This window comes from Micromonospora sp. HNM0581, assembly GCF_012726175.1.
In the GTDB taxonomy this organism is placed as follows: Bacteria; Actinomycetota; Actinomycetes; order Mycobacteriales; family Micromonosporaceae; genus Micromonospora.
This window is the reverse complement of sequence record NZ_JAASAD010000002.1, coordinates 284,428-308,457: the sequence shown is the minus strand read 5'-3', so window position 1 is coordinate 308,457 and position 24,030 is coordinate 284,428. Positions and strand designations below refer to the sequence as shown.

Genomic DNA, 24,030 nt, shown 5'->3' with positions numbered 1-24,030 from the left:
TCGCCCCGCCGACCGGGTACCGATCCGAGTGTCGGACGGTGTCGTCGGGCCATCACAGCACCAACTCGGTGTCCTCAGTTCGAGGCGGCAGGCGGCATGGCCTCGTCGGCCACGTACTCCCGGGTGGGGATGACCACTGGTTCTGGACCGGTGGCGTCGGCGTACGGACTGGGCGAGTCGACCACCGCGAACTGGGTGCGGTACAGCTCGGCGTAGAGGCCACCGACCGCGACCAGCTCGTCGTGACGGCCCCGCTCCACGATGCGGCCGTCATCGAGTACCAGGATCTGGTCGGCGTCCCGGACGGTGGAGAGCCGGTGGGCGATCACCAGGGCGGTACGCCCGGTCAGCGCCACGGAGAGCGCCCGCTGCACCGCCGCTTCGCTCTCCGAATCCAGGTGCGCGGTCGCCTCGTCGAGGATCACGATCGACGGTGCCTTGAGCAGCAACCGGGCAATGGCGATGCGCTGCTTCTCACCACCGGAGAAGCGGTAGCCACGCTCCCCCACGGTGGTCTCCAACCCGTCGGGCAGCGACCTGACCAGGCCGGCGACCTGGGCACCTGCCAGTGCCGCCCACAGTTCCTCTTCGGTGGCGTCCGGCTTGGCGTACCGCAGGTTCTCCGCGATGGTTTCGTGGAACAGGTGCGAATCCTGGGTGACGACGCCGATCTCGTCGCGCAGCGAGTCGAGCCGGGCGTCACGGACGTCGACGCCACCGACCAGCACCCGTCCGTCGGTCACGTCGTAGATTCGGGAGATCAGCATGGACAGGGTGGACTTGCCGGCACCGGAGGGCCCGACCAACGCCACCATCTGGCCCGGCTCGACGGTGAACGAGACCCCCTTGAGCACCGGCTCGCTGACCGTACGTTCCAGTGCGGCGACCTCCTCCAACGACGCGAGTGAGATCTCGGCAGCGCTCGGGTAGCGGAACCTCACGTCGCGGAACTCGACGCGCCCGGCACCCTGAGGAACTGGTACCGCATCGGACCGTTCCTTGATGCCCGGCTCCAGATCGAGCACCTCGAAGACCCGGTCGAACGAGACCAGTGCGCTCATCACGTCCACCCGGACGTTGCTCAGCGCGGTGAGCGGGCCGTAGAGGCGGGTGAGCAGCAGTGCGAGGGTGACGACGGTGCCGGCGCTGACCTGACCGCTCACCGCGAGCCAGCCGCCGAGGCCATAGGTCAGGGCCTGGGCCAGCGAGGCCACCAGCAACATCGCCACGAAGAAGGTCCGCGAGTACATCGCCGAGGTGATGCCGATGTCGCGGACCCGCTCGGCACGGGCGACGAAGCGGGCCGCCTCCGCGTCGGGTCGGCCGAAGAGTTTCACCAGCAGCGCACCGGCGACCCCGAACCGTTCGGTCATCGTCGCGTTCATTTTGGCGTCGAGGTCGTACGACTCTCGGGTGATCTCGGCCAGCCGCCGTCCCACCCGGCGGGCCGGGATGATGAACACCGGTAGGAGCACCAGCGAGAGCGCCGTGATCTGCCAGGAGAGGGTGAGCATCACCACGGCGGTGAGAACCAACTGGATCACGTTGCTGACCACGCCGGACAGCGTCGAGGTGAATGCCCGCTGGGCGCCCATCACGTCGTTGTTGAGCCGGCTGACCAGTGCACCGGTCTGGGTCCGGCTGAAGAACTGCAACGGCATCCGCTGCACGTGTCCGTAGACACGGGTACGCAGGTCGAGGATGATGCCTTCGCCGATGCGGGCCGAATACCACCGCTGGGCCAGCGACAGGCCAGCGTCGGCGACCGCCAACCCGGCGATGAGCAGGGCCAGCCGGATCACCGACGCACCGGCGTCGGGACCGCCCCGGGTGATCGCGTCGATGACGTCGCCGGCCAGCAGCGGGGTCGCCACCCCGATCACCGCGGCGACGATCACCGTGAGCAGGAAGACGACGATGTCGCGCCGGTAGGGTTGGGCGAACGCGACGATCCGACGCGCGACGCCGCGTTTGAGGCGGTGTGCGGAGATGTCGTCCTGACTGCGCATCGACCGGAGCATGCTCCAGCCGCCCATGCCGCCAGCGGACATCGGGTTGGACACGCGCACCTCCGGATCAATACGTCGTTCGCCGTCGGTCAGTTCGCCGACGACTGAGACAACCACACGGGTGACGCGAATCTTCCCGAACGGTACTTACTACTCTCCCTGGCCGGCGAGATCCCGCAGCCGTCGTGTCTGTGCCTCCCGCTCGGCGCGCTGCTGCGCGGCGTGGGTACGCCCGGCGGCTCCGGCCAGCAGCGCCTTGATTTCGATGACGGCGTCTCGGTGGTGGGCGAGCAGCCCGGCGGTCAGGTCACGCACCGCGTCGTCCAACTCGGCGCCGGGAACCACGAGGGTGGCCAGCCCGATCCGGTCCGCTTCGGCGGCGTCCAGCCGCCGCCCGGTGGCGCAGATCTCCAGGGCGCGGGAGTAGCCGACCAGCTCGACCAGGCGCCGGGTGCCGGCCAGATCGGGGACCAGGCCCAACGTGACCTCAGCCATGGAGAACTTCGCGTCCTCGGCCAGTACCCGCAGGTCGCAGGCGAGGGCGAGCTGGAAGCCCGCGCCGATCGCGTGCCCCTGTACGGCAGCGATCGAAATGATGTCCGGCCGGTGTAGCCAGGTGAACCCGGCCTGATAGTCGGCGATCTTGTCGGCGCACTGCTGCTCGGGCAGGGTGGCCAGCGCGGCGAAGGAACCGGGACCGGAGGCAGCGGCCACCGACAGGTCGAGGCCGGCGGAGAAGGCCCGCCCCTCGCCGCGTACCACGACCACGCGCACGTCGCCGGGAAGCTCCCGGGAAAAGTCGCTCATCGCGCGCCACGTCGCCGGTGTCTGCGCGTTGAGCACGTCGGGCCGGCACAGGGTGACCGTGGCAACCGGCCCGTCGCATTCCAGCCGGACCCCGGTCGCCTCGGCGGTCACCGGGCGGCCCGGGTCACGGTGGTGGTGGCGGTGCTGCTGAACGCCGCTGACCGGCGGGTCACGCCTTCTTGCGGCGCCGAGCGCCGCCACGCTGCCGCAGCTGCACCCCGGACTCGGTGAGTACGCGGTGGATGAATCCGTACGATCGCCCGGTCGAGGCCGCGAGCGCCCGGATGCTCTCGCCCCCGGTGTACCGCTTGACGAGGTCCTTCGCGAGCGTCTGACGCTCGGCTCCGACGATCCGGCGACCCTTCTCAGTGCTGGTGGCTGTGCCAGTGGCTGCCATGCTGTGTCCTCACGTCCCAGACTGTGCGGTTCGGATACGGTCCCACCTATTAGACCGTCTCGAACGATCATGCGCCAGATATCAACTATTCGCCAACCGACACGCTATGCAATGTCAGCTTCCCGATAGGTGATGCCGCAACGGAATCAGGCCAACTCGACCAGTTCCAGCAGATCGTCACTCCAGGCGTCTTCGTCGCCGTCGGGGAGCAGGATCGCCCGGTCCGGCTTGAGCGCGAGGACCGCGCCCGGGTCGTGGGTGACGAGCACGATCGCCCCCGGGTAGCGGGCGATGGCGTCGAGCACCTGCTCACGGCTGACCGGATCCAGGTTGTTCGTCGGCTCGTCGAGCAGCAGCACGTTGGCACCGGAGCAGACCAGGGTCGACAGGGCCAGCCGGGTCTTCTCCCCGCCGGAGAGCACCCCGGCAGGCTTGTCGACGTCCTCGCCGGAGAAGAGGAAGGCACCCAGGATTTTGCGCAGTTCGGTGTCGGTCTGGTCAACCGAGGCGGCCCGCATGTTCTCCAGGACCGTCCGCTCCACATCGAGCGTCTCGTGCTCCTGGGCGTAGTACCCCAGCCGCAGACCGTGACCGGAGCGCACCTCGCCGGTGTCCGGCTCCAGCAGGCCGCCGAGCATCCGCAACAACGTGGTCTTTCCGGCACCGTTGAGCCCGAGAATGGCGACCCTCGATCCCCGGTCCACGGCCACGTTCACGTCGGTGAAAATCTCCAACGAGCCGTACGACTTCGACAGGCCGGTCGCGGTCAGCGGCGTCTTGCCGCAAGGCGCCGGAGCCGGGAAACGCACCTTGGCCACCTTGTCGGCGACCCGCACCTCTTCCAGGCCGGACATCAACCGCTCGGCCCGGCGGGCCATGTTCTGCGCGGCGACCGTCTTGGTGGCCTTGGCCCGCATCTTGTCGGCCTGGGCCATCAGCGCGCCGGCCTTCTTCTCGGCATTGGCCCGTTCCCGCCGACGACGACGCTCGTCGGTTTCCCGGGCCTCCAGGTACGCCTGCCAACCCAGGTTGTAGACGTCGACCACGCTGCGGGTGGCGTCCAGGAACCACACCTTGTTGACCACCGACTCGAGCAGATCACCATCGTGCGAAATCACGATCAGCCCGCCTTTGTGGTTGGCGAGGAAACCCCGAAGCCAGGTGATCGAGTCGGCGTCCAGGTGGTTGGTCGGTTCGTCCAACAGCAGGATCCCGCCCCCGTTCTCACCCGCGTCCCGAAACAGGATCCGGGCCAACTCGATTCGCCGACGCTGACCGCCGGAGAGGGTGCCGATGGTCTGCGCGAGAGCACGATCGGGCAGCCCGAGGTTGGCGCAGATGCGGGCCGCCTCGGCTTCCGCCGCGTACCCGCCGAGGGCGGCGAACTGGTCCTCCAGAGCGCCGTAACGGCGGACCAGGCGCTCGTCGGCGTCCTCGGCGAGGCGCGCCTCAAGGTCCTTCATCCCGGCCATCAGGGCGTCCAGGCCACGGGCGGAGAGGACCCGGTCCCGCCCGGTGACGTCGAGGTCGCCGGTCCGCGGATCCTGTGGGAGATAGCCGACGGCGCTGCGCCGGTCGACCTGCCCCCCGTACGGCTGGCCCTCACCGGCGAGCACCTTGAGGGTGGTGGTCTTGCCGGCACCGTTGCGCCCGACCAGGCCGATCCGGTCACCGGGCTGCACCCGCAGCGTGGTGTCGGAGAGCAGGATCCGGGCTCCGGCACGTAGTTCCAGGCCGGTTGCAGTGATCATTTCAGGTACTCGCTTCCGGGGATCCGAAGGGCTGACTCAGGGCACACGAAAGCGCCGGCGGATCCCGGTGACCCGTCGGCGCGGGGCGTTCAGCCTTCGCAGCGCAGCACGACGACAAGTGTACCGGGCTCCGGCTGTCGACCCACGCGGATTACCGACCAAGATCGTCGGGTACCGGATCGCCGACCGGACCGGTACCGGCCACGAGACACTCACTGATCGGGGTCACCATGGAGCTGAACGAGAACGCCCGGATCGACACCAGCCAGGTCGAGGACCGCCGAGGCGGCGGCGCAGGCGGTGGGTTGGGCATCCCCATCCCGATCGGTGGCGGACGCGGCGGCATCGTCGGCATCGTCATCGCCGTGCTCGTGGCCCTCGTCGGCGGCGGCTTCGGCCTGAACGCCATGACCGGTGGCGAGGAGCAGGGCGACAACACCGCACTGGAGCAGCGCTGCGCCGCCGACGACGCCCTGGAGCAGCTGGACTGCCGCAACACCCTCTACGTCAACTCGATCCAGGCGTACTGGCGCACCGCCCTGCCGCAGGACCTCGGTGAGCAGTACCAGCCGACCCGTACCGTCTTCTTCAGCCGAGCCGTCAACACCGCCTGCGGCCAGGCCGACTCCGGTGTCGGCCCGTTCTACTGCCCGGCCGACTCGCTCGTCTACATCGACCTCTCCTTCTACGAGGTACTCGCCACGCAACTGGGGGCGGAGGGGGAATTCGCCCAGCCGTACGTACTGGCCCACGAGTACGGCCACCACGTGCAGAACCTGCTCGGCACCAACGAGCAGGTACGCCGTCAGCAGCAGCGCGACCCGGGCAACGCCAACGACCTGTCGGTACGCCTGGAGTTGCAGGCCGACTGTTACGCCGGTGCGTGGGCGAAGAACGCCACCGGCACCGCCGACGACAGCGGCCAGAGGATCTTCACCAGCATCACCGAGCGGGACATCGCCGAGGCCATCGACACCGCCGAGGCCATCGGTGACGACGCCATCTCCAGGCGCGCCGACCGGCCGGTGAACCCCGACGAGTTCACCCACGGCTCGTCGGAGCAACGCAGGCAGTGGTTCAACCGGGGTTACGACAGCGGCGACCCTGCCTCCTGCGACACCTTCAGCGGCGCGGTCTGACCAGTCGTGACACGGCGAAAGCCCGGTCACCACGACCGGGCCACGTCCCCTGACCAGTCAGCTGGCGGCATCGGGGACGGGATCGCGTACCAGGATGTGCACGGCACGGGCGGCGGCGACAGCGGCGACGAGCACCGCGTACCGGGGTTCCGGGACGTCGAGCAGCCGGTCGGCGCGCCGCGCGGCGAGCGGAGCGAGTCGACTGTCGGCCAGCACGGAGTCCACCGCCCGCCGGTCACCACCGGCGACCAGGGCGTCGAGCCGTCCGGCCTCCGGCAGCAGCAGGCGTACGGCCAGATCCGCCGCGTCGGCCAGCGCCGCCCTTGTCTGGTTGTCCCGCCGGCGGGCGAACCGCTGCTGCGACCACCCGCCCGCAGCGGTCCGGCCCTGCACGTAGTGGGTGTCCACCTTGTGGACCGACAGCCGCTCTCCCTCCGCGATGCCCATCGCCATCGCGCCCTTACGCACCAGTAGCAGCCCGATCCGGCGCGGCGCCGTCACCGTTGCCACGAAACCCGCCAGATTCACGACGGGCGGCGCCCCGGGAGGTAGATGCAGCTCGGCAGTTGTCCCGTCCGGAGCGGACATCAGCAGGCCGTACGCCCGCACACCGGCGACGGGTGGGCCGTGCCGGTCGGTGAAGCCGGCGACCCAACGGGCGGTACGGGCCGGAGCGACCTCCACCCACCGGCCACCCCCGGCGGCGGGTCGACTGGTCATCAGCCGACCGTACGCCACAGGCGGCGCCGACGGTTCGGGTGGCACCGGTGCACGACCAATGGCGAAGAGCGGAGGCGTCGTCAGACGTTGAAGCCGAGGGAGCGGAGCTGGTCCCGACCCTCGTCGGTGATCTTGTCAGGCCCCCACGGGGGCAGCCACACCCAGTTGATCCGGATGTCGTCGACCAGCCCACCACCGGGGCCGGTGGTCAGCGCCTGACGGGCCTGGTCCTCGATCACATCGGTGAGGGGGCAGGCCGCCGAGGTGAGCGTCATGTCCAGGGTGGCCACGTTCTGGTCGTCGACGTGCACGCCGTACACCAGGCCGAGGTCGACCACGTTGATGCCCAGCTCCGGGTCCACGACGTCCTTCATCGCCTCCTCGATGTCGGCGACAGCGGCCTTGCCGCCGGCCGGCGCGGTGTTCTCGCTCATGCCTTCACCTCCGTCGGGCTCGCGCCCACACCGGCGCGTGCCGCGGCGTCCTTGAACGCCATCCACGGCAACAGCGCGCACTTGACCCGGGCGGGGTAGCGGGCGACGCCCTCGAACGCCACCCCGTCACCGAGCACGTCCTCGTCCGGCGTGACCTGACCACGACCGGACAGCAGCGCCACGAACGCCTCGTGCACCTCGAACGCCTCCATCGCGTCTCGGCCGGTCAGCAGCTCGTGCAGCACGCTCGCGGACGCCTGACTGATCGAACAACCCATCCCGTCGTACGACACGTCGTGCAGCGTCCCGCCGTCGGTCGCCACCCGGACGGTGATCTCGTCGCCGCAGGTCGGGTTGACGTGGTGCGCCTCGCCGACCCGGTCGGCCGGGTCGGCGGCAGCGCGGAGCCCCCGGCCGTGCGGATGCTTGTAGTGATCCAGGATGATTTCCTGGTAAAGGGACTCAAGTTGCATCAGGCGAACACCTTCCGCACCTGCTCCAGGCCCGCCACCAGCGCGTCGATCTCCTCCGTGGTGGTGTAGAGGTAGAACGAGGCCCGGGTGGTGGCCGGCACACCGAACCGGGTGCAGACCGGACGGGCACAGTGGTGGCCGACCCGCACCTGCACGCCGAGGGCGTCGAGCACCTGCCCCACGTCGTGCGGATGCACGTCGCCGAGCGCGAAAGAGATGGTGCCGCCCCGGCCCACCGGCACCTTCGGGCCGAAGATCCGCAGGCCTGGCACGGCACCCAGAACATCAAGGGCGTACGCGGTCAGCTGCTTCTCGTGCCACTGGATCGCCCGCATACCGATGCCGGTCAGGTAGTCCACGGCCGCACCGAGCGCGACCGCCTCGGCGATCGGTGGAGTGCCGGCCTCGAAACGGGCCGGCGGAGCGGCGTAGGTGGATCCGCCCATCGACACCGTCTCGATCATCGATCCGCCGCCGAACACCGGCGGCATCGCCGCCAACAGCTCGCTGCGACCCCAGAGGACTCCGATGCCGGTCGGGCCGCACATCTTGTGCCCGGTGAAGACGATGAAGTCCGCGCCGAGATCGACCACGTCGATCGGCATGTGCGGCACCGACTGGGAACAGTCCAGCAGCAGCAGGGCACCCACCTCGCGGACCCGGGCGGTGATCCGCGCGGTGGCGTTGACGGTCCCGAGGATGTTGGACATGTGCACCAACGAGACGATCTTCGTCCGCTCGTTGACCAGGTCGGTCAGGCCCGACTCGTCCAGCCGGCCGTTGTCGGTGACCGGGAACCAACGCAGTGTCGCGCCGGTCCGCTCCGCCAGCAACTGCCACGGAACGATGTTCGAGTGGTGTTCCATCTCCGAGATGACGATCTCGTCGCCCGGCCCCAACTGGAGTCGCGGATCGGCATCGGAACGCAGCGACGCGTTGGAGAACGCGTACGCCACGATGTTGATCGCCTCGGTGGAGTTCTTGGTGAAGACCACCTCGTCGACGCTCGGCGCGTTGACGAAGGCGGCGACCTTCGCCCGGGCCCCCTCGTACGCCTCGGTGGCCTCCGTACCCAACGTGTGCACCGAACGGGAGACGTTGGCGTTGTGCTGGGCGTAGTGCCCGGCCAACGCGTCGAGCACCTGCCGAGGCTTGTGCGAGGTGTTGGCACTGTCCAGATAGACCAGTGGGTGCCCGTTGACCTCCCGATCGAGGATCGGGAAATCGGCGCGTACCGCTGCCACGTCGTAGCGGGGCACGTCGTCGTGCTGCGGCATCCCCGGTGGGATCGCGATGGTGGTCATCGTCGTGACCGGCCCTTCCCTCGCAGATCAGACCCGCGCCGGGCCGGCTCCGGCCACGTACCGCTCGTATCCGGACTCCTCAAGCTTGTCGGCCAGCTCCGGGCCGCCCTGCTCCACGATCCGACCGGCGACGAACACGTGCACGTGGTCCGGCTTGATGTAACGCAGGATCCGGGTGTAGTGGGTGATCAACAGCAGACCGGTGTCTCCGGTGTCGCGCACCCGGTTGACTCCCTCACTCACCACCCGCAGCGCGTCCACGTCGAGGCCCGAGTCGGTCTCGTCGAGAATCGCCATCTTCGGCTTGAGCAGCTCCAGCTGCACGATCTCGTGTCGCTTCTTCTCACCGCCGGAGAAGCCCTCGTTGACGTTGCGCTGGGCAAAGGCCGGATCCATGTGCAGCCGCTCCATGGCACCGCGCAGCTCGCCACCCCAGGTACGCAGCTTCGGCGCCTCCCCGTCGATGGCGGTCTTGGCGGTACGCAGGAAGTTCGCCACGGACACGCCGGGCACCTCGACCGGGTACTGCATGGCGAGGAAGAGGCCGGCACGGGCCCGCTCGTCGACGGACATCTCCAGGACGTCCTCGCCGTCGAGGGTCACCGAACCACCGGTGATCTCGTACTTCGGGTGGCCGGCGACCGAGTACGCCAGGGTCGACTTGCCAGAGCCGTTCGGGCCCATGATCGCGTGGGTCTCCCCCGACTTCACGGTCAGGTCGACGCCGTGCAGAATCGGCTTGAGCTCACCCTCGGGCAGCTTCACCGACACCTGTAGGTCGCGGATCTCCAGGGTGCTCATTATCGGGTCACTCCATTGCTCGGCAGCGGACGGCCCTCGCCGTCCACGGGAAGATAGATGTCACCGTCGCGGACTTCGACGGAATAGACGGGTACGGGTTCGGTGGCGGGCAGACCGCTGGGCTCACCGGTACGCAGGTCGAAACGGGAGCCGTGCAGCCAACACTCGATCGTGCAGCCTTCGACCTCCCCCTCGGAGAGCGCCACAGCCGCGTGTGAGCACTCGTCGAACACGGCGTAGAACTGGTCGTCCCCGCCGTGCACAACGGCGATCTGGTTGCCGTCGACGTCGGCGCTGATCGCGGTGCCCTTCGGCACGTCCTCGGCGGCGCAGATGCGGATCATCATGCGCCAGCCTTGGTCAGCCGAGCCTCGATAGCGTCCCCCAGGCGCTCGCGCAGCGGCTCCACCGGAATCTTGTTCAGCAGTTCGGCGAAGAAGCCACGCACCACGAGCCGACGTGCCTCGGCCTCCGGAATGCCCCGGGCCATCAGGTAGAACAACTGCTCGTCGTCGAAGCGGCCGGTGGCGCTGGCGTGACCGGCACCGGCGATCTCGCCGGTCTCGATCTCCAGGTTCGGCACGGAGTCGGCCCGCGCACCGTCGGTGAGCAGGAGGTTCCGGTTGATTTCGTACGTGTCGGTGCCGGTCGCCTCGGCCCGGATCAACACGTCACCAACCCAGACGGTGTGCGCGCTCTCCCCCTGCAACGCGCCCCGGTAACCCACATAGCTGCGACAGTCCGGCACGGTGTGGTCGACCAGCTGCCGGTGCTCCTGGTGCTGCCCGGAGTCGGCGAAGTAGACACCGTACAGCTCGGCCTCGCCGCCCCGGTCGGTGTATTCGATCGTGGTGAACTGCCGGACCAGGCTGCCTCCGAGGGTGACCTGAACGTGCAGCACCCGCGCGTCGCGACCCAACCGCACCTTCAGGTGCTGCGCCTGCACCGCGTCGTCGGCCCAGTCGGCCACGGTGACCAGGGTGAGCTTCGCCCCGTCCTGCACCGACACCTCGACGTTGTCGGCGAGGGTGGCCGAGCCGACGTGCTCCAGCACCACGACCGTCTCGGCGAAGCGGCCCACCTCGACCACGGTGTGCCCGAAGGCCGTGCCTTCGGCTCCGCCGCCGACCACCCGCAGGACAGCCGGTCCACTGACCACCGCGTCCGGTGCGACCCGCACCCGCAACGCCTGCCCGGCCCCGCCGTACGCCAGCGCACTGACCCGGTCGAACGGGGTGAGCACACTGCCGACCAGCGGATCGTCGTGAGCGATCCGCTCCACGGTCACGCCTTCGGGCAGGTCGGCATACTCGTGCCGAACCGTGCCGGTAGCGGTCGGGTCGTCACCGGCCAGCCCCCGCAGCCGCTTGAGCGGGGTGAAACGCCACTCCTCCTCCAGGCCGGTCAGGGCCGGGAAGTCGGCGACATCGTACGAACGCAGCGCCTGCGACTTGGTGCTGGGCGGCGCGGAAGCCTGGGTAGTCATCTCGTCCTTGTTTGTGTCTACGACGACGGTGTCAGGTGATCTGGGGCGGCCAGGGTCAGCCGACCGCGCCTTCCATCTGAAGCTCGATCAGGCGGTTGAGCTCCAGGGCGTACTCCATGGGCAGTTCCTTGGCGATCGGCTCGATGAAGCCACGCACGATCATCGCCATCGCCTCGTCCTCGCTCAGTCCCCGGCTCATCAGGTAGAAGAGCTGGTCGTCGCTGACCTTGGAGACGGTCGCCTCGTGACCCATCGACACGTCGTCCTCACGGATGTCGACGTAGGGATAGGTGTCCGAACGGGAAATCGTGTCGACGAGCAGTGCGTCGCACTTGACCGTGCTGGCGCTGCTGTGCGAACCCTCCAGCACCTGCACCAGACCCCGGTACGAGGTCCGGCCACCGCCCCGGGCGATCGACTTCGACACGATGGTGCTGCTGGTGTGCGGAGCCGCGTGCACCATCTTGGCACCGGCGTCCTGGTGCTGACCCTCGCCGGCCATGGCCACCGAGAGCACCTCGCCCTTGGCGTGCTCGCCGGTCATGTAGACCGCCGGGTACTTCATGGTGACCTTGGAACCGATGTTGCCGTCGATCCACTCCATGGTCGCGCCCTCGTGGCACACGGCGCGCTTGGTGACCAGGTTGTACACGTTGTTCGACCAGTTCTGGATGGTCGTGTACCGGCACCGGGCGTTCTTCTTGACGACGATCTCCACCACGGCGCTGTGCAGCGAGTCCGAGGAGTAGATGGGCGCGGTGCAGCCCTCGACATAGTGCACGTACGCACCCTCGTCGACGACGATCAGCGTCCGCTCGAACTGGCCCATGTTCTCGGTGTTGATGCGGAAGTACGCCTGCAGCGGGATCTCCACGTGCACGCCCTTCGGCACGTAGATGAACGAGCCGCCGGACCACACGGAGGTGTTCAGCGCGGCGAACTTGTTGTCGCCGACCGGGATCACCGTGCCGAAGTACTCCTGGAACAGGTCCCCGTGCTCCTTGAGGGCGGTGTCGGTGTCGAGGAAGACCACACCCTGCTCCTCAAGATCTTCTCGGATCTTGTGGTAGACCACTTCGGACTCGTACTGAGCGGCGACACCGGCGACGAGGCGCTGCTTCTCCGCCTCCGGGATGCCCAGCTTGTCGTAGGTGTTCTTGATGTCCTCGGGCAGGTCCTCCCAGCTGGCGGCCTGCTTCTCGGTGGAACGCACGAAGTACTTGATGTTGTCGAAGTCGATTCCGGTGAGGTCGGCGCCCCACGCCGGCATCGGCTTGCGCTCGAACAGACGCAGGCCCTTCAGGCGCAGGTCGAGCATCCAGGCCGGCTCGTTCTTCTTGGCCGAGATGTCCCGTACCACCGCCTCGTTGAGGCCACGCTGGGCCGAGGCCCCGGCGACGTCCGGGTCGGCCCAGCCATATTCGTAGTTGCCCAGGGCAGCGAGCTGCTCCTCCTGGGTCAGGGGCTGGACGATCTGCTCGGTCATCTATCTGTCCTCACAGTGGTGACGGTCTTACCGGACTGGGCGTGCGGCGGGCCCGGAATGTGCGTGGTGCACACCCCGTCGCCGTGCGCGATGGTGGCCAGGCGCTGCACGTGCGTACCGACCAGGCGGGAGATCACCGTGGTCTCGGCCTCGCACAGTTGTGGAAACTCGGCGGCCACGTGCGCCACCGGGCAGTGATGCTGGCAGAGCTGGCCGCCGGAGGCGATCGTGGAAGCACTGGCAGCGTAACCCTCGGCGGTCAGCGCCGCGGCGAGTGCCTCGGCACGAGCCATCGGATCGTCGCCGGCGCCGGCCAGAGCGGCCCGACAGCGCGACTCCAGGGCTGCCACCTGCTCGGCGGCGAACCGCTCCACCGCCTGCGTACCTCCGGTGCGAGCGATCCAGCGCAGCGCGGCGGTGGCCATGTTGTCGTAGTGGTGGGTGCCACACCGACTGCGGGCGGCGTCGGTGAGCAGGAACACCCTTGCCGGCCTGCCCCGTCCGCGGTGACCGCGGACCGACTGTTCCCGGGCGACGACGTCACCGTCGGCGAGCATCGCGTCGAGATGGCGACGGATGGCCGCCGGGCTGAGCCCGATAGCGTCGCCCAACTGGGCTGCGGTGGCGGCACGGCGTTCGAGAAGCAGCAGGGTGACCCGGTCCCGGGTCGACGACTCGCCGACGGGCGTGCCGGGCAGGGTAGACCGGGCAGGCGAGCCGCTCGCGACGGGCAGCGACCGGCCGGCGGCCGGACCGACCGTCGACTGGTGCCCGGTGAGCGCACTGGCCTTTTTCACAACGTCCACGTTACGTAATTCGATCGGGGCCCGCAAACGTGACCCCGGTGATCCGAACCACCGCAGGGGCCGAGTCACCGGATCGGCGACAACTACGGTGCGTAGGATTCGCCCCGTGAAGCGCCCCGACCGCTCCCTGGTCTCCACCTCCCTGCTGCGCCGTCTGGCGTTCGCCAACATCGTCGCCAACACCGCGATCGTCGTCACCGGCGGGGCCGTGCGGCTGACCGCCTCCGGACTGGGCTGCCCCACCTGGCCCCGGTGCACCGACGAGTCGTACACCGCCACGGCCGAGATGGGCATGCACGGCGCAATCGAGTTCGGCAACCGCCTGCTCACCTTCGTGCTGGTGCTGATCGCCGGAGCGACGCTGCTCGCCGCACTGGTGCACCGCCCCCGGCGACGAGGTGCGGTGCGGCTGGCGCTGGCCGTCGTACTCGGCATCGTGGCACAGGCCGTGATCGGCGGGATCACCGTCCGCACCCAGCTGCATCCCTCGATCGTGGGCATCCACTTCGTGGTCTCGATGCTGCTGCTGCTGCTCGCGTACGCCCTGTGGCGCCGGGTGAGCGAGGCGGACGACCCCCGGCTCGCGGTGGTGCCGCCGCCGTTGCGGTCCCTCGCCTGGGTCACCCTGGTGGCGAGCGCGGCGGTCATCGTCGTCGGGGTGGCGGTGACCGGCAGCGGTCCGCACGCCGGAGACGCCGACGCCGTACGCAACGGGCTGGACCCCCAGACGATCTCCCAGATCCATGCCGACCTGGTTTTCCTGCTGGTCGGCCTGACCGTGGGACTGTGGCTGGCACTACGGGCAGTCAAGGCTCCGGCACGCACCGTACGCGCAGCGCTGACCCTGCTCCTGATCGAACTGGGTCAGGGAGTGATCGGCTTCGTGCAGTACTTCACCAACCTGCCGGCACTGCTCGTCGGCCTGCACATGCTCGGTTCCTGCCTGGTCTGGCTCGCGACCCTCGCGGTTATCTGGTCGACCCGGTCATCGAGCCCGGTCGGTCCCGTCACCAATCCACCCGTCCAGCCCCACCCCCACGCCCCGACGCCCGCCTGACCTCCGCCGGCCCCTGCTTGGCGTCAGCAGGACGAAATCGCCGCCAAGCTCACGATAGGCGAGGACGGGTGGCTCGTCGTCGTCGAGGCCAGCCAGCTCGGTGCAGGTGATGAGAGCGACCCGGGGGTTCCCCCCGGGCCGGTTGGTGGTGATCGGTCAACTTATCTCAACGGGCCATGGTGCGCCGGGCCATCGAACGCCACAGGTCGTTGCTCGGGCGCATCTGGTCCATCAGTTCCCGTTCCCAGGCGTTCTCCACGGCGACCCCGGCCTGCGCACACGCCTCACGCGCGGTCACCGTGTCCTCGGCGAACTGGTCGCCCCACGCGCCATCGGAGCCCACCAGGACGATGCGGGCGCCGCGCTTGCCGACGTACTCGATGACCGCCTTCGCCCCGTCATGCTCGGCGGCGAACGACCTGATGCCCGCGACCAGGCCGTTGGGGGCCTGCCCGGAGGCGGTCTGGTCAGCCGTCAGCGTCGTATCGGAACCATCTGCCATAACGTGAAGACTAAACAGAGACGAACCCGGACGGGCGAGAACCACCAACCTTTTGTGATACCCATTACCTGCAGGTTTAAGCAGGACAGCAGGCGTTTCGACCGCATTTATCAGCCCTGAATCGGGCCAATCGAAGCGACAAGAACGCTTCAAACGGACCAACCGACGGGAGGAACGTACGCCGCGGTAAGCCGTCAGAGCAGGGCGTCGAGGGCCGCGGCCGCGAAGACGATGGTCAGGTACGACGTCGACCAGTGGAACAGCCGCATCGGCTTGACCGCATCGCCCCGGCGGGCCCGACCTGCGAGCCGGTGGGCCTCGATCAGGAAGATCGCGCCGACCACGAGCGTCGGGACGCCGTAGACCGCACTCAGCCCCAACGCCCAGACCGCCAGCGAGGTCAGCACGGTCAGCCAGGCAAACAGCACGATCTCGGCGTTCACCCGCCGGACCGAGGCGACCACCGGAAGCATCGGGATACCGGCACGGGCGTAGTCGTCCTTGTACTTCATCGCCAACGGATAGAAATGCGGCATCTGCCAGAAGAAAACCACCCCGAACAGCGCCCACGCCACCGGCGACAGCGAGCCGGTGACCGCCGCCCAACCGATGAGAACCGGCGCTGCCCCACAGGCACCACCCCAGAAGGTGTTCGCCGTCGTCGTGCGCTTGAGCCACAGGGTGTAGACGACGTCGTAGTAGACGATCGCGGCAAGCGTGAGGGCGGCGGCCAACACATTGGTGAAGAGCGCCATCAACGCGACCGACACCATCGACAGCACCAGGCCGAAGACCAACGCGTTGCGGGGAGTCACGGTGTGCGCCGGCAGCGGGCGGCGCTTCGTCCGCCGCATCAACTGGTCGATGTCCCGGTCGATGTAGCAGTTGAGCACGCTGGCCGCGCCCGCCGCGAGCGAGCCGCCGACCAGCACCACCGCGACCAGCCACAGCGACGGCAGGCCACCGTGGGCGAGCATCATCGCCGGCACCGTGGTGACCAGCAACAGCTCCACGATCCGCGGCTTGGTGAGCGTCAGGTACGCCGCGAAAACCGCCCGCAGGTCCCGGGAACTTGCTGGGGCCTCCCCGCCCGCGCACACCGGCGTCTGCCCGGCAGGGTTACTGACGGGGCGCTCGGTGATCATGCTCACGGATTGCCACCTTCCGGCGTCGGGAGGGGATGTCACGGCGGCGGGACCGGCTCGGATCCACACACCGACCACACACTACGCGTCGTCGTTCTAGCTGCCCGGGCGACCCGGCAACGGTGCCAGCCGTCACACCGGAGGCTGGTGCCGCACCGACGACCGGGGTGAACCGCAGAACACCGCGGAAACGTACAGACCAGCATGCTGAGATCCTCGGGCGCATGTTTAGCCGCGCTCGATAGGGTCACCACTGAGGGTTCCGCCCAACTCGCCGAGGAGCACAAACCACCGTGGCTGCCAACCGACCCGAGCACCCCGCACTTGACTGGTCCGACCTCGACCGCCGTGCCGTCGACACCGTCCGCGTCCTGGCCATGGACGCCGTGGAGAAATCCGGCAACGGCCACCCGGGCACCGCGATGAGTCTCGCCCCCGCGGCGTACCTGCTGTTCAACCGGGTGATGCGGCACAACCCGGCAGATCCGAACTGGCCCGGCCGGGACCGCTTCGTGCTCTCCGCCGGGCACTCCAGCCTGACGCTGTACATCCAGCTCTTCCTCGCCGGCTACCCACTGAGCCTGGACGACCTCAAGTCACTGCGGCAGTGGGGGTCACTCACCCCCGGACACCCCGAGCACGGCCACACCCCCGGTGTGGAAACGACCACCGGCCCACTCGGGCAGGGTCTGGGCAACGCCGTGGGCATGGCGATGGCGGCGCGGCGCGAACGCGGCCTGTTCGACCCGGAGGCCGAAGCCGGTGAGTCAGCCTTCGACCACCACATCTGGTGCATCGCCTCCGACGGCGACATCGAGGAAGGCATCAGCCACGAGGCCAGCGCCCTCGCCGGACACCAGCAGCTGGGCAACCTCTGCCTGGTCTACGACGACAACGAGATCTCGATCGAGGACGACACCCGCATCGCGATGAGCGAGGACGTCGCGGCCCGCTACGCCGCGTACGGCTGGCACGTGCAGACCGTCGACTGGCGGCGCGGCGACGCAGAGCAGGGCGACTACCACGAGAACGTCGAGGATCTGTACCAGGCGCTGCTCGCCGCCAAGGCGGAGACCACCCGCCCGTCGTTCATCGCGCTGCGCACCATCATCGGTTGGCCGGCACCGAACAAGCAGAACACCGGCAAGATCCACGGCTCCGCGCTCGGCGCCGACGAGGTGGCCGCCACCAAGGAGGTCCTCGGCTTCGACCCGGCCGGCACGTTCGAGGTGAGCGAGGAGGTTCTCGGCCACACCCGGTCGGCGTTGCGGCGTGGCGAGGCCACGCAGCAGGAGTGGACGGCCGCCTTCGACTCGTGGTCGCAGGCCAACCCGGAGCGACGCGCCCTCTACGACCGGCTCGCCGGTCGGACGCTTCCCGAGGGCTGGGCCGAGGCGCTGCCGGAGTTCCCCGCCGACGCCAAGGGCGTCGCCACCCGGGCCGCCTCCGGCAAGGTACTGGCGGCACTCGCACCGGTACTGCCCGAGCTGTGGGGTGGCTCCGCCGACCTGGCCGAGAGCAACAACACCACGATGAAGGGTGAACCCTCCTTCGTCCCCAGCCAGTACGCCACCAAGGAGTTCCCCGGCCACGAGTACGGCCGGACACTGCACTTCGGTATCCGCGAACACGCCATGGGCGCGATCCTCAACGGCATCGCCCTGCACGGCGGCACCCGCCCCTACGGCGGCACCTTCCTGGTGTTCAGCGACTACATGCGCCCCTCCGTCCGGTTGGCCGCACTCATGAAACTGCCGGTGGTCTACGTCTGGACGCACGACTCCATCGGTCTCGGCGAGGACGGCCCGACCCACCAGCCGGTGGAACATCTGACCGCTTTGCGGGCCATCCCCGGCCTCGACGTGGTCCGCCCGGCCGACGCCAACGAGACCGCCTGGGCCTGGCGGCAGGCCCTGGAGCACACCGACCGGCCGACCGCGTTGGCGCTGAGCCGGCAGCCACTGCCGACCCTGGACCGCACGCAGCTGGCCGGCGCGCAGGGCGTCACCAAGGGCGGCTACGTGCTGGCCGAGGCGTCCAACGGCAAGCCCGAGGTCATCATCATCGGTACCGGCTCCGAGGTGCAGCTCTGCCTCACCGCCCGGGACCGGTTGGAGGCCGACGGCACCCCCACCCGGGTGGTGTCGATGCCCTGCCAGGAGTGGTTCTTCGAGCAGGACGAGGCCTACCGGGAGTCGGTGCTGCCGCGCGGGGTAAGGGCCCGGGTGAGCGTGGAGGCGGGCATCGCGATGTCCTGGCGCGGAATCGTCGGAGACTGCGGCGAGAGCGTCAGCCTGGAGCACTACGGCGCGAGTGCCCCGCACTCCGTGCTCTTCGAACAGTTCGGCTTCACCCCGGACCGGATCGTCGCCGCCGCACACGCGGCGCAGACCCGGGTCGGCGACATCACCGGTTCCACGACCGGCAACTGAGGGAGGCGTTGGCGCACATGACGACCGACAGGCTTGGCGAGCTGACCGCCGCAGGAGTGGCGGTCTGGCTCGATGATCTTTCGCGGGTACGACTCTCCTCCGGCGGGCTGGACCAGCTACGCCGGGACAAGCACGTGGCCGGGGTCACCACCAACCCGACCATCTTCGCCAAGGCGTTGAGCGACGCCGACGAGTACGACTGGCAGCTACGGGATCTGGCCGCCCGGGGTGTCGACGTGGAAGAGGCCGTCCGCATGCTCACCACGTACGACGTGCGGTGGGCCTGCGACGTGATGCGCCCGTCGTACGACGGCAGCGCGGGCGTGGACGGTCGGGTCTCCATCGAGGTGGATCCGCGGCTGGCCCACGACTCGCAGCGCACCGTGGCCGAAGCTCGGGCACTGTGGTGGCTTGTCGACAGGCCGAACCTGTTCATCAAGATCCCGGCGACCGAGGCCGGTCTACCGGCGATCACCGCGGCCCTGGCCGAGGGGATCAGCGTCAACGTCACGCTGATCTTCGGCCTGGACCGCTACTCCCAGGTGATGGAGGCGTTCCTGACCGGGCTGGAGCAGGCGAAGGCGAACGGTCACGACCTGAGCACGATCGGCTCGGTGGCCTCGTTCTTCGTCTCCCGGGTCGACAGCGAGGTCGACGCCCGGTTGGAGAAGATCGGCTCCGCCGAGGCCAAGGGGCTGCGCGGTAAGGCGGCGGTGGCGAACGCCCGGTTGGCCTACGACCGCTACAGCGAGGTCTTCGGCAGCGACCGGTGGCAGGCGTTGGCCGGTGCCGGTGCCCACCCGCAGCGCCCGCTCTGGGCATCCACCTCAACGAAGAACCCGGACTACCGCGACGTCGTCTACGTCGAGGAGCTGATCGCGCCGGGCACGGTGAACACCATGCCGGAGCCGGTCATCCACGCCTACGCCGACCACGGCGAGACGCACCAGGACACGGTCACCGGCGCGTACGACGACGCCCGGCGGGTCTTCGCCGACCTGGAGTCGGTGGGCGTGGACCTGGCCGACGTGATCGCCACCCTGGAGCGGGAGGGCGTGGAGAAGTTCGAGGCCAGCTGGCAGGAACTGCTCGACGGGGTCCGCAAGTCGCTTGCCGCGGCCGGCCAGGGCAGCAGCAGCCCCGGCGACGCCGCCCGAGGCAACGCCGACGCCGCCGCGCGTGCCGGAGGAAATGCGTGACGGTGCCGTCCGGTAGCACCGACGCCGCCACCCGGTCCGGGTGGCGGCGTCGGTCGGTGGTACTACGCGAACGGTTCGCGGGTGGGTAGCTTTCTTCAGACAACCGGTACGGTCGACGTTGATCTACCGGTACCCGAAAGCCCGTACTCATACCCGAGATCGGCAGTGACCGGAGCCCCCGGCCGGTTGGCGACGTCCGCTGCCGCACCGGTACCCGGCCGAACCGTCGGTGCCGGTCCGGCCGGTCGGCACGGTGGGTCGCGACGGGCATGACGATGGACGACGTGGACGAGCGGAGCGAGGAGGCGGCGTGAACCCGCTGCGCGACCCGCAGGATCGGCGGTTACCCAGGATTCCGGAGCCGTGCGCTCTGGTGATCTTCGGGGTGACCGGCGACCTGGCCCAGAAGAAGCTGCTACCCGCGATCTACGACCTGGCCAACCGGGGACTGTTGCCGCCCGGCTTCGTGGTCGTCGGGTTCGCCCGACGCGACTGGGGAGACGACGACTTCGCCTCGCTGGCCCGCGAGGCGGCACGGGCCCACGCCCGGACGCCGTGGCGTGAGGAGGTGTGGTCACGGCTCGAACACAACATCAAGTTCGTCGGCGGTTCCTTCGACGATGACACCGCGTTCGACAACCTCGCGCGCTGCCTGGACGGTCTGCGTGACAGTCACGGCATCCACGGCAACGCGGCCTTCTACTTCTCCATCCCACCGGCGGCGTTCCCGGTGGTACTCAAGCAGCTGGCCCGCACCGGCATGGCAGACAACGAACGGTGCGGTGGCTGGCGCAGGGTGGTGGTGGAGAAGCCGTTCGGCAACGACCTGCCCTCGGCCAAGGCGCTCAACGACCTGGTCGACGACGTCTTCACCCGGCAGGACGTCTTCCGCATCGACCACTACCTGGGCAAGGAGACGGTTCAGAACATCCTCGCCCTGCGCTTCGCCAACAGCCTCTTCGAGCCACTGTGGAATTCGCAGTACGTCGACTCGGTGCAGATCACCATGGCCGAGGACGTCGGCATCGGCAGTCGGGCGGGTTTCTACGACTCGGTCGGCACCGCCCGCGACGTGTTGCAGAACCACCTGCTGCAACTACTGGCCCTGGTCGCGATGGAAGAACCGACCAGCTTCGACGCCGACGAGATCCGGGCCGAGAAACTCAAGGTACTCAAGGCCATCACGCTGCCGGACGACGTCGACCTGGGCACGGTACGCGGTCAGTACCTGCCCGGCTGGGTCGGTGGCCAGCGGGCCAGAGGCTACCTGGATGAGGACGGTGTCCCGCAGACCTCGACCACCGAGACGTACGTGGCGGTGCGGCTGGGCATCCAGAACCGCCGGTGGGCGGAGGTGCCGTTCTACATCCGGGCCGGTAAACGGCTGCCACGGCGGGTCACCGAGGTCGCGGTGATGTTCAAGCGGGCGCCACACCTGCCGTTCAACCCGGCCGACATGGAGATGCTCGGCAACAACCAGTTGGTGATCCGGGTTCAGCCGGACGAGGGCGTGGTGCTCAAGTTCGGCTCGAAGGTGCCCGGCACCACGATGGAGGTCCGCGACATCGCGATGGACTTCCAGTACGGCGAGGCCTTCACCGAGTCCAGCCCGGAGGCGTACGAGCGGCTGGTGCTGGACGTGCTCATCGGTGACCGGACGTTGTTCCCGGACGCCGCCGAGGTCGAGCAGAGCTGGGCCGTGGTGGACCCACTGGAGCACGCCTGGGAGGGCACGAAACCCGAGCCCTACCGGTCCGGCGAGTGGGGGCCCCGGGCCGCCGACGAGATGCTGGCCCGCGAAGGCCGGGCCTGGCGGCGGGCATGAGCGAGCGGAGCGAGGCGGCGGCGCGGGGCCAGCGGAGCAGGAGGCTGCGGTGATCGGACTGTGGGACACCACCGGTAACGAGGTGGTCAAGGCGCTGGCTGCGGAGCGGCGCAGCGCGGGCGGGGTCGCCAGCGGCATGGCACTGACCCTGATCGTGGTGGTGGACGAGAAGCGGGTCCGAGACGCGGAGGCCGCGGCCACCATCGCCGCCGCCGCGCACCCGTGTCGGCTGCTGGTGGTCGTCCGCTCCGATGTGGAGCGGGACCGCAACCGACTCGACGCCGAGATCGTGGTCGGTGGACGGCTGGGCCCCTGCGAGGCCGTGGTGATGCGGATGTACGGGCGGCTGGCGCTGCATGCCGAATCCGTGGTGATGCCGCTGCTGGTACCGGACGTGCCGGTGGTCACCTGGTGGCATGGTGAGCCACCGGAGGAGATCGCCACCGACTTCCTCGGCGTCGTCGCCGACCGGCGTATCACGGATTCGGCGCAGGCCGCCGACCCGATCGCGGCGCTGCGGCAACGGGCCCGCGACTATATCTCCGGCGACACCGACCTCGCCTGGACCCGGATCACGCCGTGGCGCACCCTGGTGGCCGGCGCCTTCGACACCACCGACGCACAGCTGACCGAGGCGGCGGTGGTCGCGCCACCGACCGACCCCACCGCCGCACTGATGCGCGGCTGGCTGCGCAGCCGGCTCGGCATCAAGCCACGCTGGGACCGCACCCGGGAGTTCCCACGGATGCGGGAGGTCCAGTTGCGCTGCGCCAACGGCGACGAGTTGACGCTGACCCGGGAGGACAGTGTGGCCACGTTCCGGCGTACCGGCCAGGAGGACCGCATCCTGCCGCTGGTCCGCCGGCCGCTCGGCGACGAACTGGCCGAGGAACTGCGCCGGCTCGGTCCCGACCAGGTGTACGCGGAGGCGTTGGGTACCTTCGCCGGGCTCAACAACCTCGACCGACGGCCCAGCCAGCGGGTGCACGTCTGGAAGGATCCGGCCACCGCCCAGCGGGCCGAGGCCGGCGTCACCGCCCACACCACGACGCACACCGGTTCCTGACCCTCCCATCCCTGGTACGCACGACACCGACCGTCCCGCGGTCGCGGAAGGACATCATGAGTGAGGCGAGTGTCGCCGTCCACGCCGACCCCGACCTGCTGGCACAGGCGGTAGCGGCCCGACTGGTGGTGCGGCTGCTCGACGCCCAGGCCGAGCGTGGCCAGGCGTCGGTGGTGCTCACCGGTGGTCGGATCGCCGCAGCGGTCCACCGGGCGGTGGGCGCACTGCCCGCCCGGGACGCGGTCGACTGGTCCCGGGTCGACTTCTGGTGGGGCGACGAACGGTTCCTACCGACCGGCGACCCGGAACGCAACGAGACGCAGGCACGTGAGGCGCTGCTCGACGCATTGCCGGTGGATCCAGCCCGGATCCACGCCATGCCGGCCTCGGACGGCGGCGCCGACCCGGAGGAGGCCGCCGCCCGGTACGCCGCTGAACTCGCCCGGGCCGCCCGTCCCGGCACCTCTGCCCTGCCCCACTTCGACGTGCTGATGCTCGGTGTCGGCGAGGACGGGCACGTCGCCTCGGTCTTCCCGGAGCATCCGGTGCACTACGAGAGCCGACCGGTGAGCGCGGTACGGGGCAGCCCGAAGCCGCCTCCGGTACGCATCACCCTCACCCTCCCGGCGATCAACACGGCGGAGGAGGTGTGGCTGGTGGCCAGCGGCGGCGGCAAGGCCCGGGCGGTCGGCCTGGCACTCGCCGGTGCCGGTCCGGTACAGGTGCCGGCGGCCGGTGCGCAGGGGATCGGGCGTACCCTCTGGCTGCTGGACCGTGCCGCGGCGGCCGACCTGCCGGCCCGCTTCCGCAGCCTGCGCTGACCTGCACGGTGGCCTAGTAGCTGCGGGTGCCGCGACGCTGCCGCAGAGCGGCGAGCGCCTCGGCGAGAATCGCCTGGCCCTCGGCATCGGTACGACGTTCCTTCACGTACGCCAGGTGGGTCTTGTACGGCTCGGCCCGGTTCCGGCCCGGCGGATCCTGGGCGTCTTGACCGGCGGGCAGACCGCAGCGTGGACAATCCCAGACGTCCGGGGCTGTCACGTCGGCGACGATCCGGATGTCGGTGCGGTGCCCGTTGCGGCACCAGTAGCTGACCGACCGGCACGGGACCGGCTGATGGCGTTCGAGGGGACGGGCGGGCGCGGACCCGACGCGGGCGCCCCGGATGACGTGGCCGTTCGGCACGGCGCT

23 protein-coding genes are annotated in these 24,030 nt (G+C 69.3%); 7 read left to right on the top strand and 16 right to left on the bottom strand.

All coding sequences use genetic code 11. The features are described 5' to 3' along the window. Positions 1-74 precede the first annotated feature (74 nt). The 4 genes from HCA58_RS04295 to HCA58_RS04280 all read right to left on the bottom strand — a co-directional run bounded on the left by HCA58_RS04295 (position 75) and on the right by HCA58_RS04280 (position 4,964). A complete protein-coding gene (locus tag HCA58_RS04295) occupies positions 75-2,051 on the bottom strand; it encodes an ABC transporter ATP-binding protein (protein ID WP_169596631.1) in 1,977 nt (658 codons plus the stop codon). Positions 2,052-2,159: 108 nt separating this feature from the next. Continuing rightward, a complete protein-coding gene (locus HCA58_RS04290; protein WP_169596630.1) occupies positions 2,160-2,927 on the bottom strand; it encodes an enoyl-CoA hydratase/isomerase family protein in 768 nt (255 codons plus the stop codon). A gap of 58 nt (positions 2,928-2,985) precedes the next feature. After that, positions 2,986-3,213: a helix-turn-helix domain-containing protein gene (locus HCA58_RS04285; protein ID WP_007072022.1), complete on the bottom strand. Its 228-nt coding sequence runs from the start codon at positions 3,211-3,213 to the stop codon at positions 2,986-2,988. 146 nt (positions 3,214-3,359) lie between these two features. Beyond that, entirely contained in the window at positions 3,360-4,964 is a 1,605-nt protein-coding gene (locus HCA58_RS04280) for an ABC-F family ATP-binding cassette domain-containing protein (RefSeq protein ID WP_169596424.1), read from the bottom strand. Between the two features lie 230 nt (positions 4,965-5,194). Here HCA58_RS04280 and HCA58_RS04275 point away from each other — a divergent pair, with 230 nt between their 5' ends. Next, entirely contained in the window at positions 5,195-6,103 is a 909-nt protein-coding gene (locus HCA58_RS04275; protein ID WP_169596423.1) for a neutral zinc metallopeptidase, read from the top strand. Positions 6,104-6,160: 57 nt separating this feature from the next. Here the strand turns inward: HCA58_RS04275 and HCA58_RS04270 are convergent, their stop codons facing one another. The 9 genes from HCA58_RS04270 to HCA58_RS04230 all read right to left on the bottom strand — a co-directional run bounded on the left by HCA58_RS04270 (position 6,161) and on the right by HCA58_RS04230 (position 13,505). Continuing rightward, entirely contained in the window at positions 6,161-6,823 is a 663-nt protein-coding gene (locus tag HCA58_RS04270) for an acVLRF1 family peptidyl-tRNA hydrolase (RefSeq protein ID WP_169596422.1), read from the bottom strand. Positions 6,824-6,903: 80 nt separating this feature from the next. After that, the gene (locus HCA58_RS04265; RefSeq protein ID WP_308442425.1) at positions 6,904-7,257 is read right to left on the bottom strand and encodes a metal-sulfur cluster assembly factor; all 354 of its coding nucleotides are present in this window, start codon (positions 7,255-7,257) and stop codon (positions 6,904-6,906) included. After that, the gene (gene sufU, locus HCA58_RS04260; protein ID WP_169596421.1) at positions 7,254-7,730 is read right to left on the bottom strand and encodes a Fe-S cluster assembly sulfur transfer protein SufU; all 477 of its coding nucleotides are present in this window, start codon (positions 7,728-7,730) and stop codon (positions 7,254-7,256) included. The genes HCA58_RS04265 and sufU overlap by 4 nt, the downstream gene beginning before the upstream one ends. Then, positions 7,730-9,034, bottom strand: a complete 1,305-nt coding sequence (locus tag HCA58_RS04255) for a cysteine desulfurase (protein WP_169596420.1) — start codon at positions 9,032-9,034, stop codon at positions 7,730-7,732. Before HCA58_RS04255 ends, sufU begins: the two co-directional genes overlap by 1 nt. Positions 9,035-9,061: 27 nt before the next feature. Beyond that, complete coding sequence (gene sufC / locus HCA58_RS04250; protein ID WP_169596419.1) at positions 9,062-9,835, bottom strand: Fe-S cluster assembly ATPase SufC; 774 nt, start codon at positions 9,833-9,835, stop codon at positions 9,062-9,064. Next, the gene (locus tag HCA58_RS04245) at positions 9,835-10,179 is read right to left on the bottom strand and encodes a non-heme iron oxygenase ferredoxin subunit (protein ID WP_169596629.1); all 345 of its coding nucleotides are present in this window, start codon (positions 10,177-10,179) and stop codon (positions 9,835-9,837) included. Before HCA58_RS04245 ends, sufC begins: the two co-directional genes overlap by 1 nt. After that, positions 10,179-11,321 carry a Fe-S cluster assembly protein SufD gene (sufD, locus tag HCA58_RS04240; RefSeq protein WP_169596418.1) on the bottom strand — a complete coding sequence of 381 codons (1,143 nt, stop codon included), beginning with the start codon at positions 11,319-11,321 and terminating at the stop codon, positions 10,179-10,181. The genes HCA58_RS04245 and sufD overlap by 1 nt, the downstream gene beginning before the upstream one ends. A gap of 55 nt (positions 11,322-11,376) precedes the next feature. Then, positions 11,377-12,807 carry a Fe-S cluster assembly protein SufB gene (sufB, locus tag HCA58_RS04235; protein WP_169596417.1) on the bottom strand — a complete coding sequence of 477 codons (1,431 nt, stop codon included), beginning with the start codon at positions 12,805-12,807 and terminating at the stop codon, positions 11,377-11,379. Continuing rightward, positions 12,804-13,505, bottom strand: a complete 702-nt coding sequence (locus tag HCA58_RS04230) for a transcriptional regulator (protein WP_240955514.1) — start codon at positions 13,503-13,505, stop codon at positions 12,804-12,806. Before HCA58_RS04230 ends, sufB begins: the two co-directional genes overlap by 4 nt. 214 nt (positions 13,506-13,719) lie before the next feature. Here HCA58_RS04230 and HCA58_RS04225 point away from each other — a divergent pair, with 214 nt between their 5' ends. Then, positions 13,720-14,670 (top strand): COX15/CtaA family protein, encoded by a 951-nt coding sequence (locus HCA58_RS04225; RefSeq protein ID WP_169596416.1) that lies wholly within the window; start codon positions 13,720-13,722, stop codon positions 14,668-14,670. 166 nt (positions 14,671-14,836) lie between these two features. Here the strand turns inward: HCA58_RS04225 and HCA58_RS04220 are convergent, their stop codons facing one another. Further along, entirely contained in the window at positions 14,837-15,172 is a 336-nt protein-coding gene (locus HCA58_RS04220; protein WP_169596415.1) for a hypothetical protein, read from the bottom strand. Between the two features lie 194 nt (positions 15,173-15,366). Beyond that, positions 15,367-16,323, bottom strand: coding sequence for a heme o synthase (locus tag HCA58_RS04215; RefSeq protein ID WP_169596414.1), 957 nt, complete (start codon positions 16,321-16,323; stop codon positions 15,367-15,369). 287 nt (positions 16,324-16,610) lie between these two features. Between HCA58_RS04215 and tkt the strand changes: the two genes are divergently transcribed. The 5 genes from tkt to pgl all read left to right on the top strand — a co-directional run bounded on the left by tkt (position 16,611) and on the right by pgl (position 23,660). Continuing rightward, entirely contained in the window at positions 16,611-18,749 is a 2,139-nt protein-coding gene (tkt, locus tag HCA58_RS04210) for a transketolase (protein WP_169596413.1), read from the top strand. 17 nt (positions 18,750-18,766) lie between these two features. Continuing rightward, the gene (tal, locus tag HCA58_RS04205; RefSeq protein WP_169596412.1) at positions 18,767-19,948 is read left to right on the top strand and encodes a transaldolase; all 1,182 of its coding nucleotides are present in this window, start codon (positions 18,767-18,769) and stop codon (positions 19,946-19,948) included. Positions 19,949-20,258: 310 nt separating this feature from the next. Further along, positions 20,259-21,773, top strand: coding sequence for a glucose-6-phosphate dehydrogenase (gene zwf, locus HCA58_RS04200; protein WP_169596411.1), 1,515 nt, complete (start codon positions 20,259-20,261; stop codon positions 21,771-21,773). A 49-nt stretch (positions 21,774-21,822) separates the two neighbouring features. Then, positions 21,823-22,839 carry a glucose-6-phosphate dehydrogenase assembly protein OpcA gene (locus HCA58_RS04195; protein ID WP_169596410.1) on the top strand — a complete coding sequence of 339 codons (1,017 nt, stop codon included), beginning with the start codon at positions 21,823-21,825 and terminating at the stop codon, positions 22,837-22,839. Positions 22,840-22,895: 56 nt separating this feature from the next. Then, complete coding sequence (gene pgl, locus HCA58_RS04190) at positions 22,896-23,660, top strand: 6-phosphogluconolactonase (RefSeq protein ID WP_169596409.1); 765 nt, start codon at positions 22,896-22,898, stop codon at positions 23,658-23,660. A 13-nt stretch (positions 23,661-23,673) separates the two neighbouring features. On the opposite strand, the gene HCA58_RS04185 is transcribed toward pgl, so the two are convergent. Beyond that, positions 23,674-24,024 carry an RNA polymerase-binding protein RbpA gene (locus HCA58_RS04185; protein WP_169596408.1) on the bottom strand — a complete coding sequence of 117 codons (351 nt, stop codon included), beginning with the start codon at positions 24,022-24,024 and terminating at the stop codon, positions 23,674-23,676. Positions 24,025-24,030: the final 6 nt, after the last annotated feature.

What these genes read in the sequence shown, in the direction of transcription:
- HCA58_RS04265 (WP_308442425.1), bottom strand. Translation starts at nt 7,257, where the DNA reads ATGAGCGAGAACACCGCGCCGGCCGGCGGCAAGGCCGCTGTCGCCGAC.
- HCA58_RS04220 (WP_169596415.1), bottom strand. Translation starts at nt 15,172, where the DNA reads ATGGCAGATGGTTCCGATACGACGCTGACGGCTGACCAGACCGCCTCC.
- HCA58_RS04270 (WP_169596422.1), bottom strand. Translation starts at nt 6,823, where the DNA reads ATGACCAGTCGACCCGCCGCCGGGGGTGGCCGGTGGGTGGAGGTCGCT.
- sufB (WP_169596417.1), bottom strand. Translation starts at nt 12,807, where the DNA reads ATGACCGAGCAGATCGTCCAGCCCCTGACCCAGGAGGAGCAGCTCGCT.
- HCA58_RS04245 (WP_169596629.1), bottom strand. Translation starts at nt 10,179, where the DNA reads ATGATCCGCATCTGCGCCGCCGAGGACGTGCCGAAGGGCACCGCGATC.
- HCA58_RS04285 (WP_007072022.1), bottom strand. Translation starts at nt 3,213, where the DNA reads ATGGCAGCCACTGGCACAGCCACCAGCACTGAGAAGGGTCGCCGGATC.
- HCA58_RS04255 (WP_169596420.1), bottom strand. Translation starts at nt 9,034, where the DNA reads ATGACCACCATCGCGATCCCACCGGGGATGCCGCAGCACGACGACGTG.
- HCA58_RS04275 (WP_169596423.1), top strand. Translation starts at nt 5,195, where the DNA reads ATGGAGCTGAACGAGAACGCCCGGATCGACACCAGCCAGGTCGAGGAC.
- sufC (WP_169596419.1), bottom strand. Translation starts at nt 9,835, where the DNA reads ATGAGCACCCTGGAGATCCGCGACCTACAGGTGTCGGTGAAGCTGCCC.
- HCA58_RS04295 (WP_169596631.1), bottom strand. Translation starts at nt 2,051, where the DNA reads ATGTCCGCTGGCGGCATGGGCGGCTGGAGCATGCTCCGGTCGATGCGC.
- HCA58_RS04280 (WP_169596424.1), bottom strand. Translation starts at nt 4,964, where the DNA reads ATGATCACTGCAACCGGCCTGGAACTACGTGCCGGAGCCCGGATCCTG.
- sufU (WP_169596421.1), bottom strand. Translation starts at nt 7,730, where the DNA reads ATGCAACTTGAGTCCCTTTACCAGGAAATCATCCTGGATCACTACAAG.
- tal (WP_169596412.1), top strand. Translation starts at nt 18,767, where the DNA reads ATGACGACCGACAGGCTTGGCGAGCTGACCGCCGCAGGAGTGGCGGTC.
- pgl (WP_169596409.1), top strand. Translation starts at nt 22,896, where the DNA reads ATGAGTGAGGCGAGTGTCGCCGTCCACGCCGACCCCGACCTGCTGGCA.
- sufD (WP_169596418.1), bottom strand. Translation starts at nt 11,321, where the DNA reads ATGACTACCCAGGCTTCCGCGCCGCCCAGCACCAAGTCGCAGGCGCTG.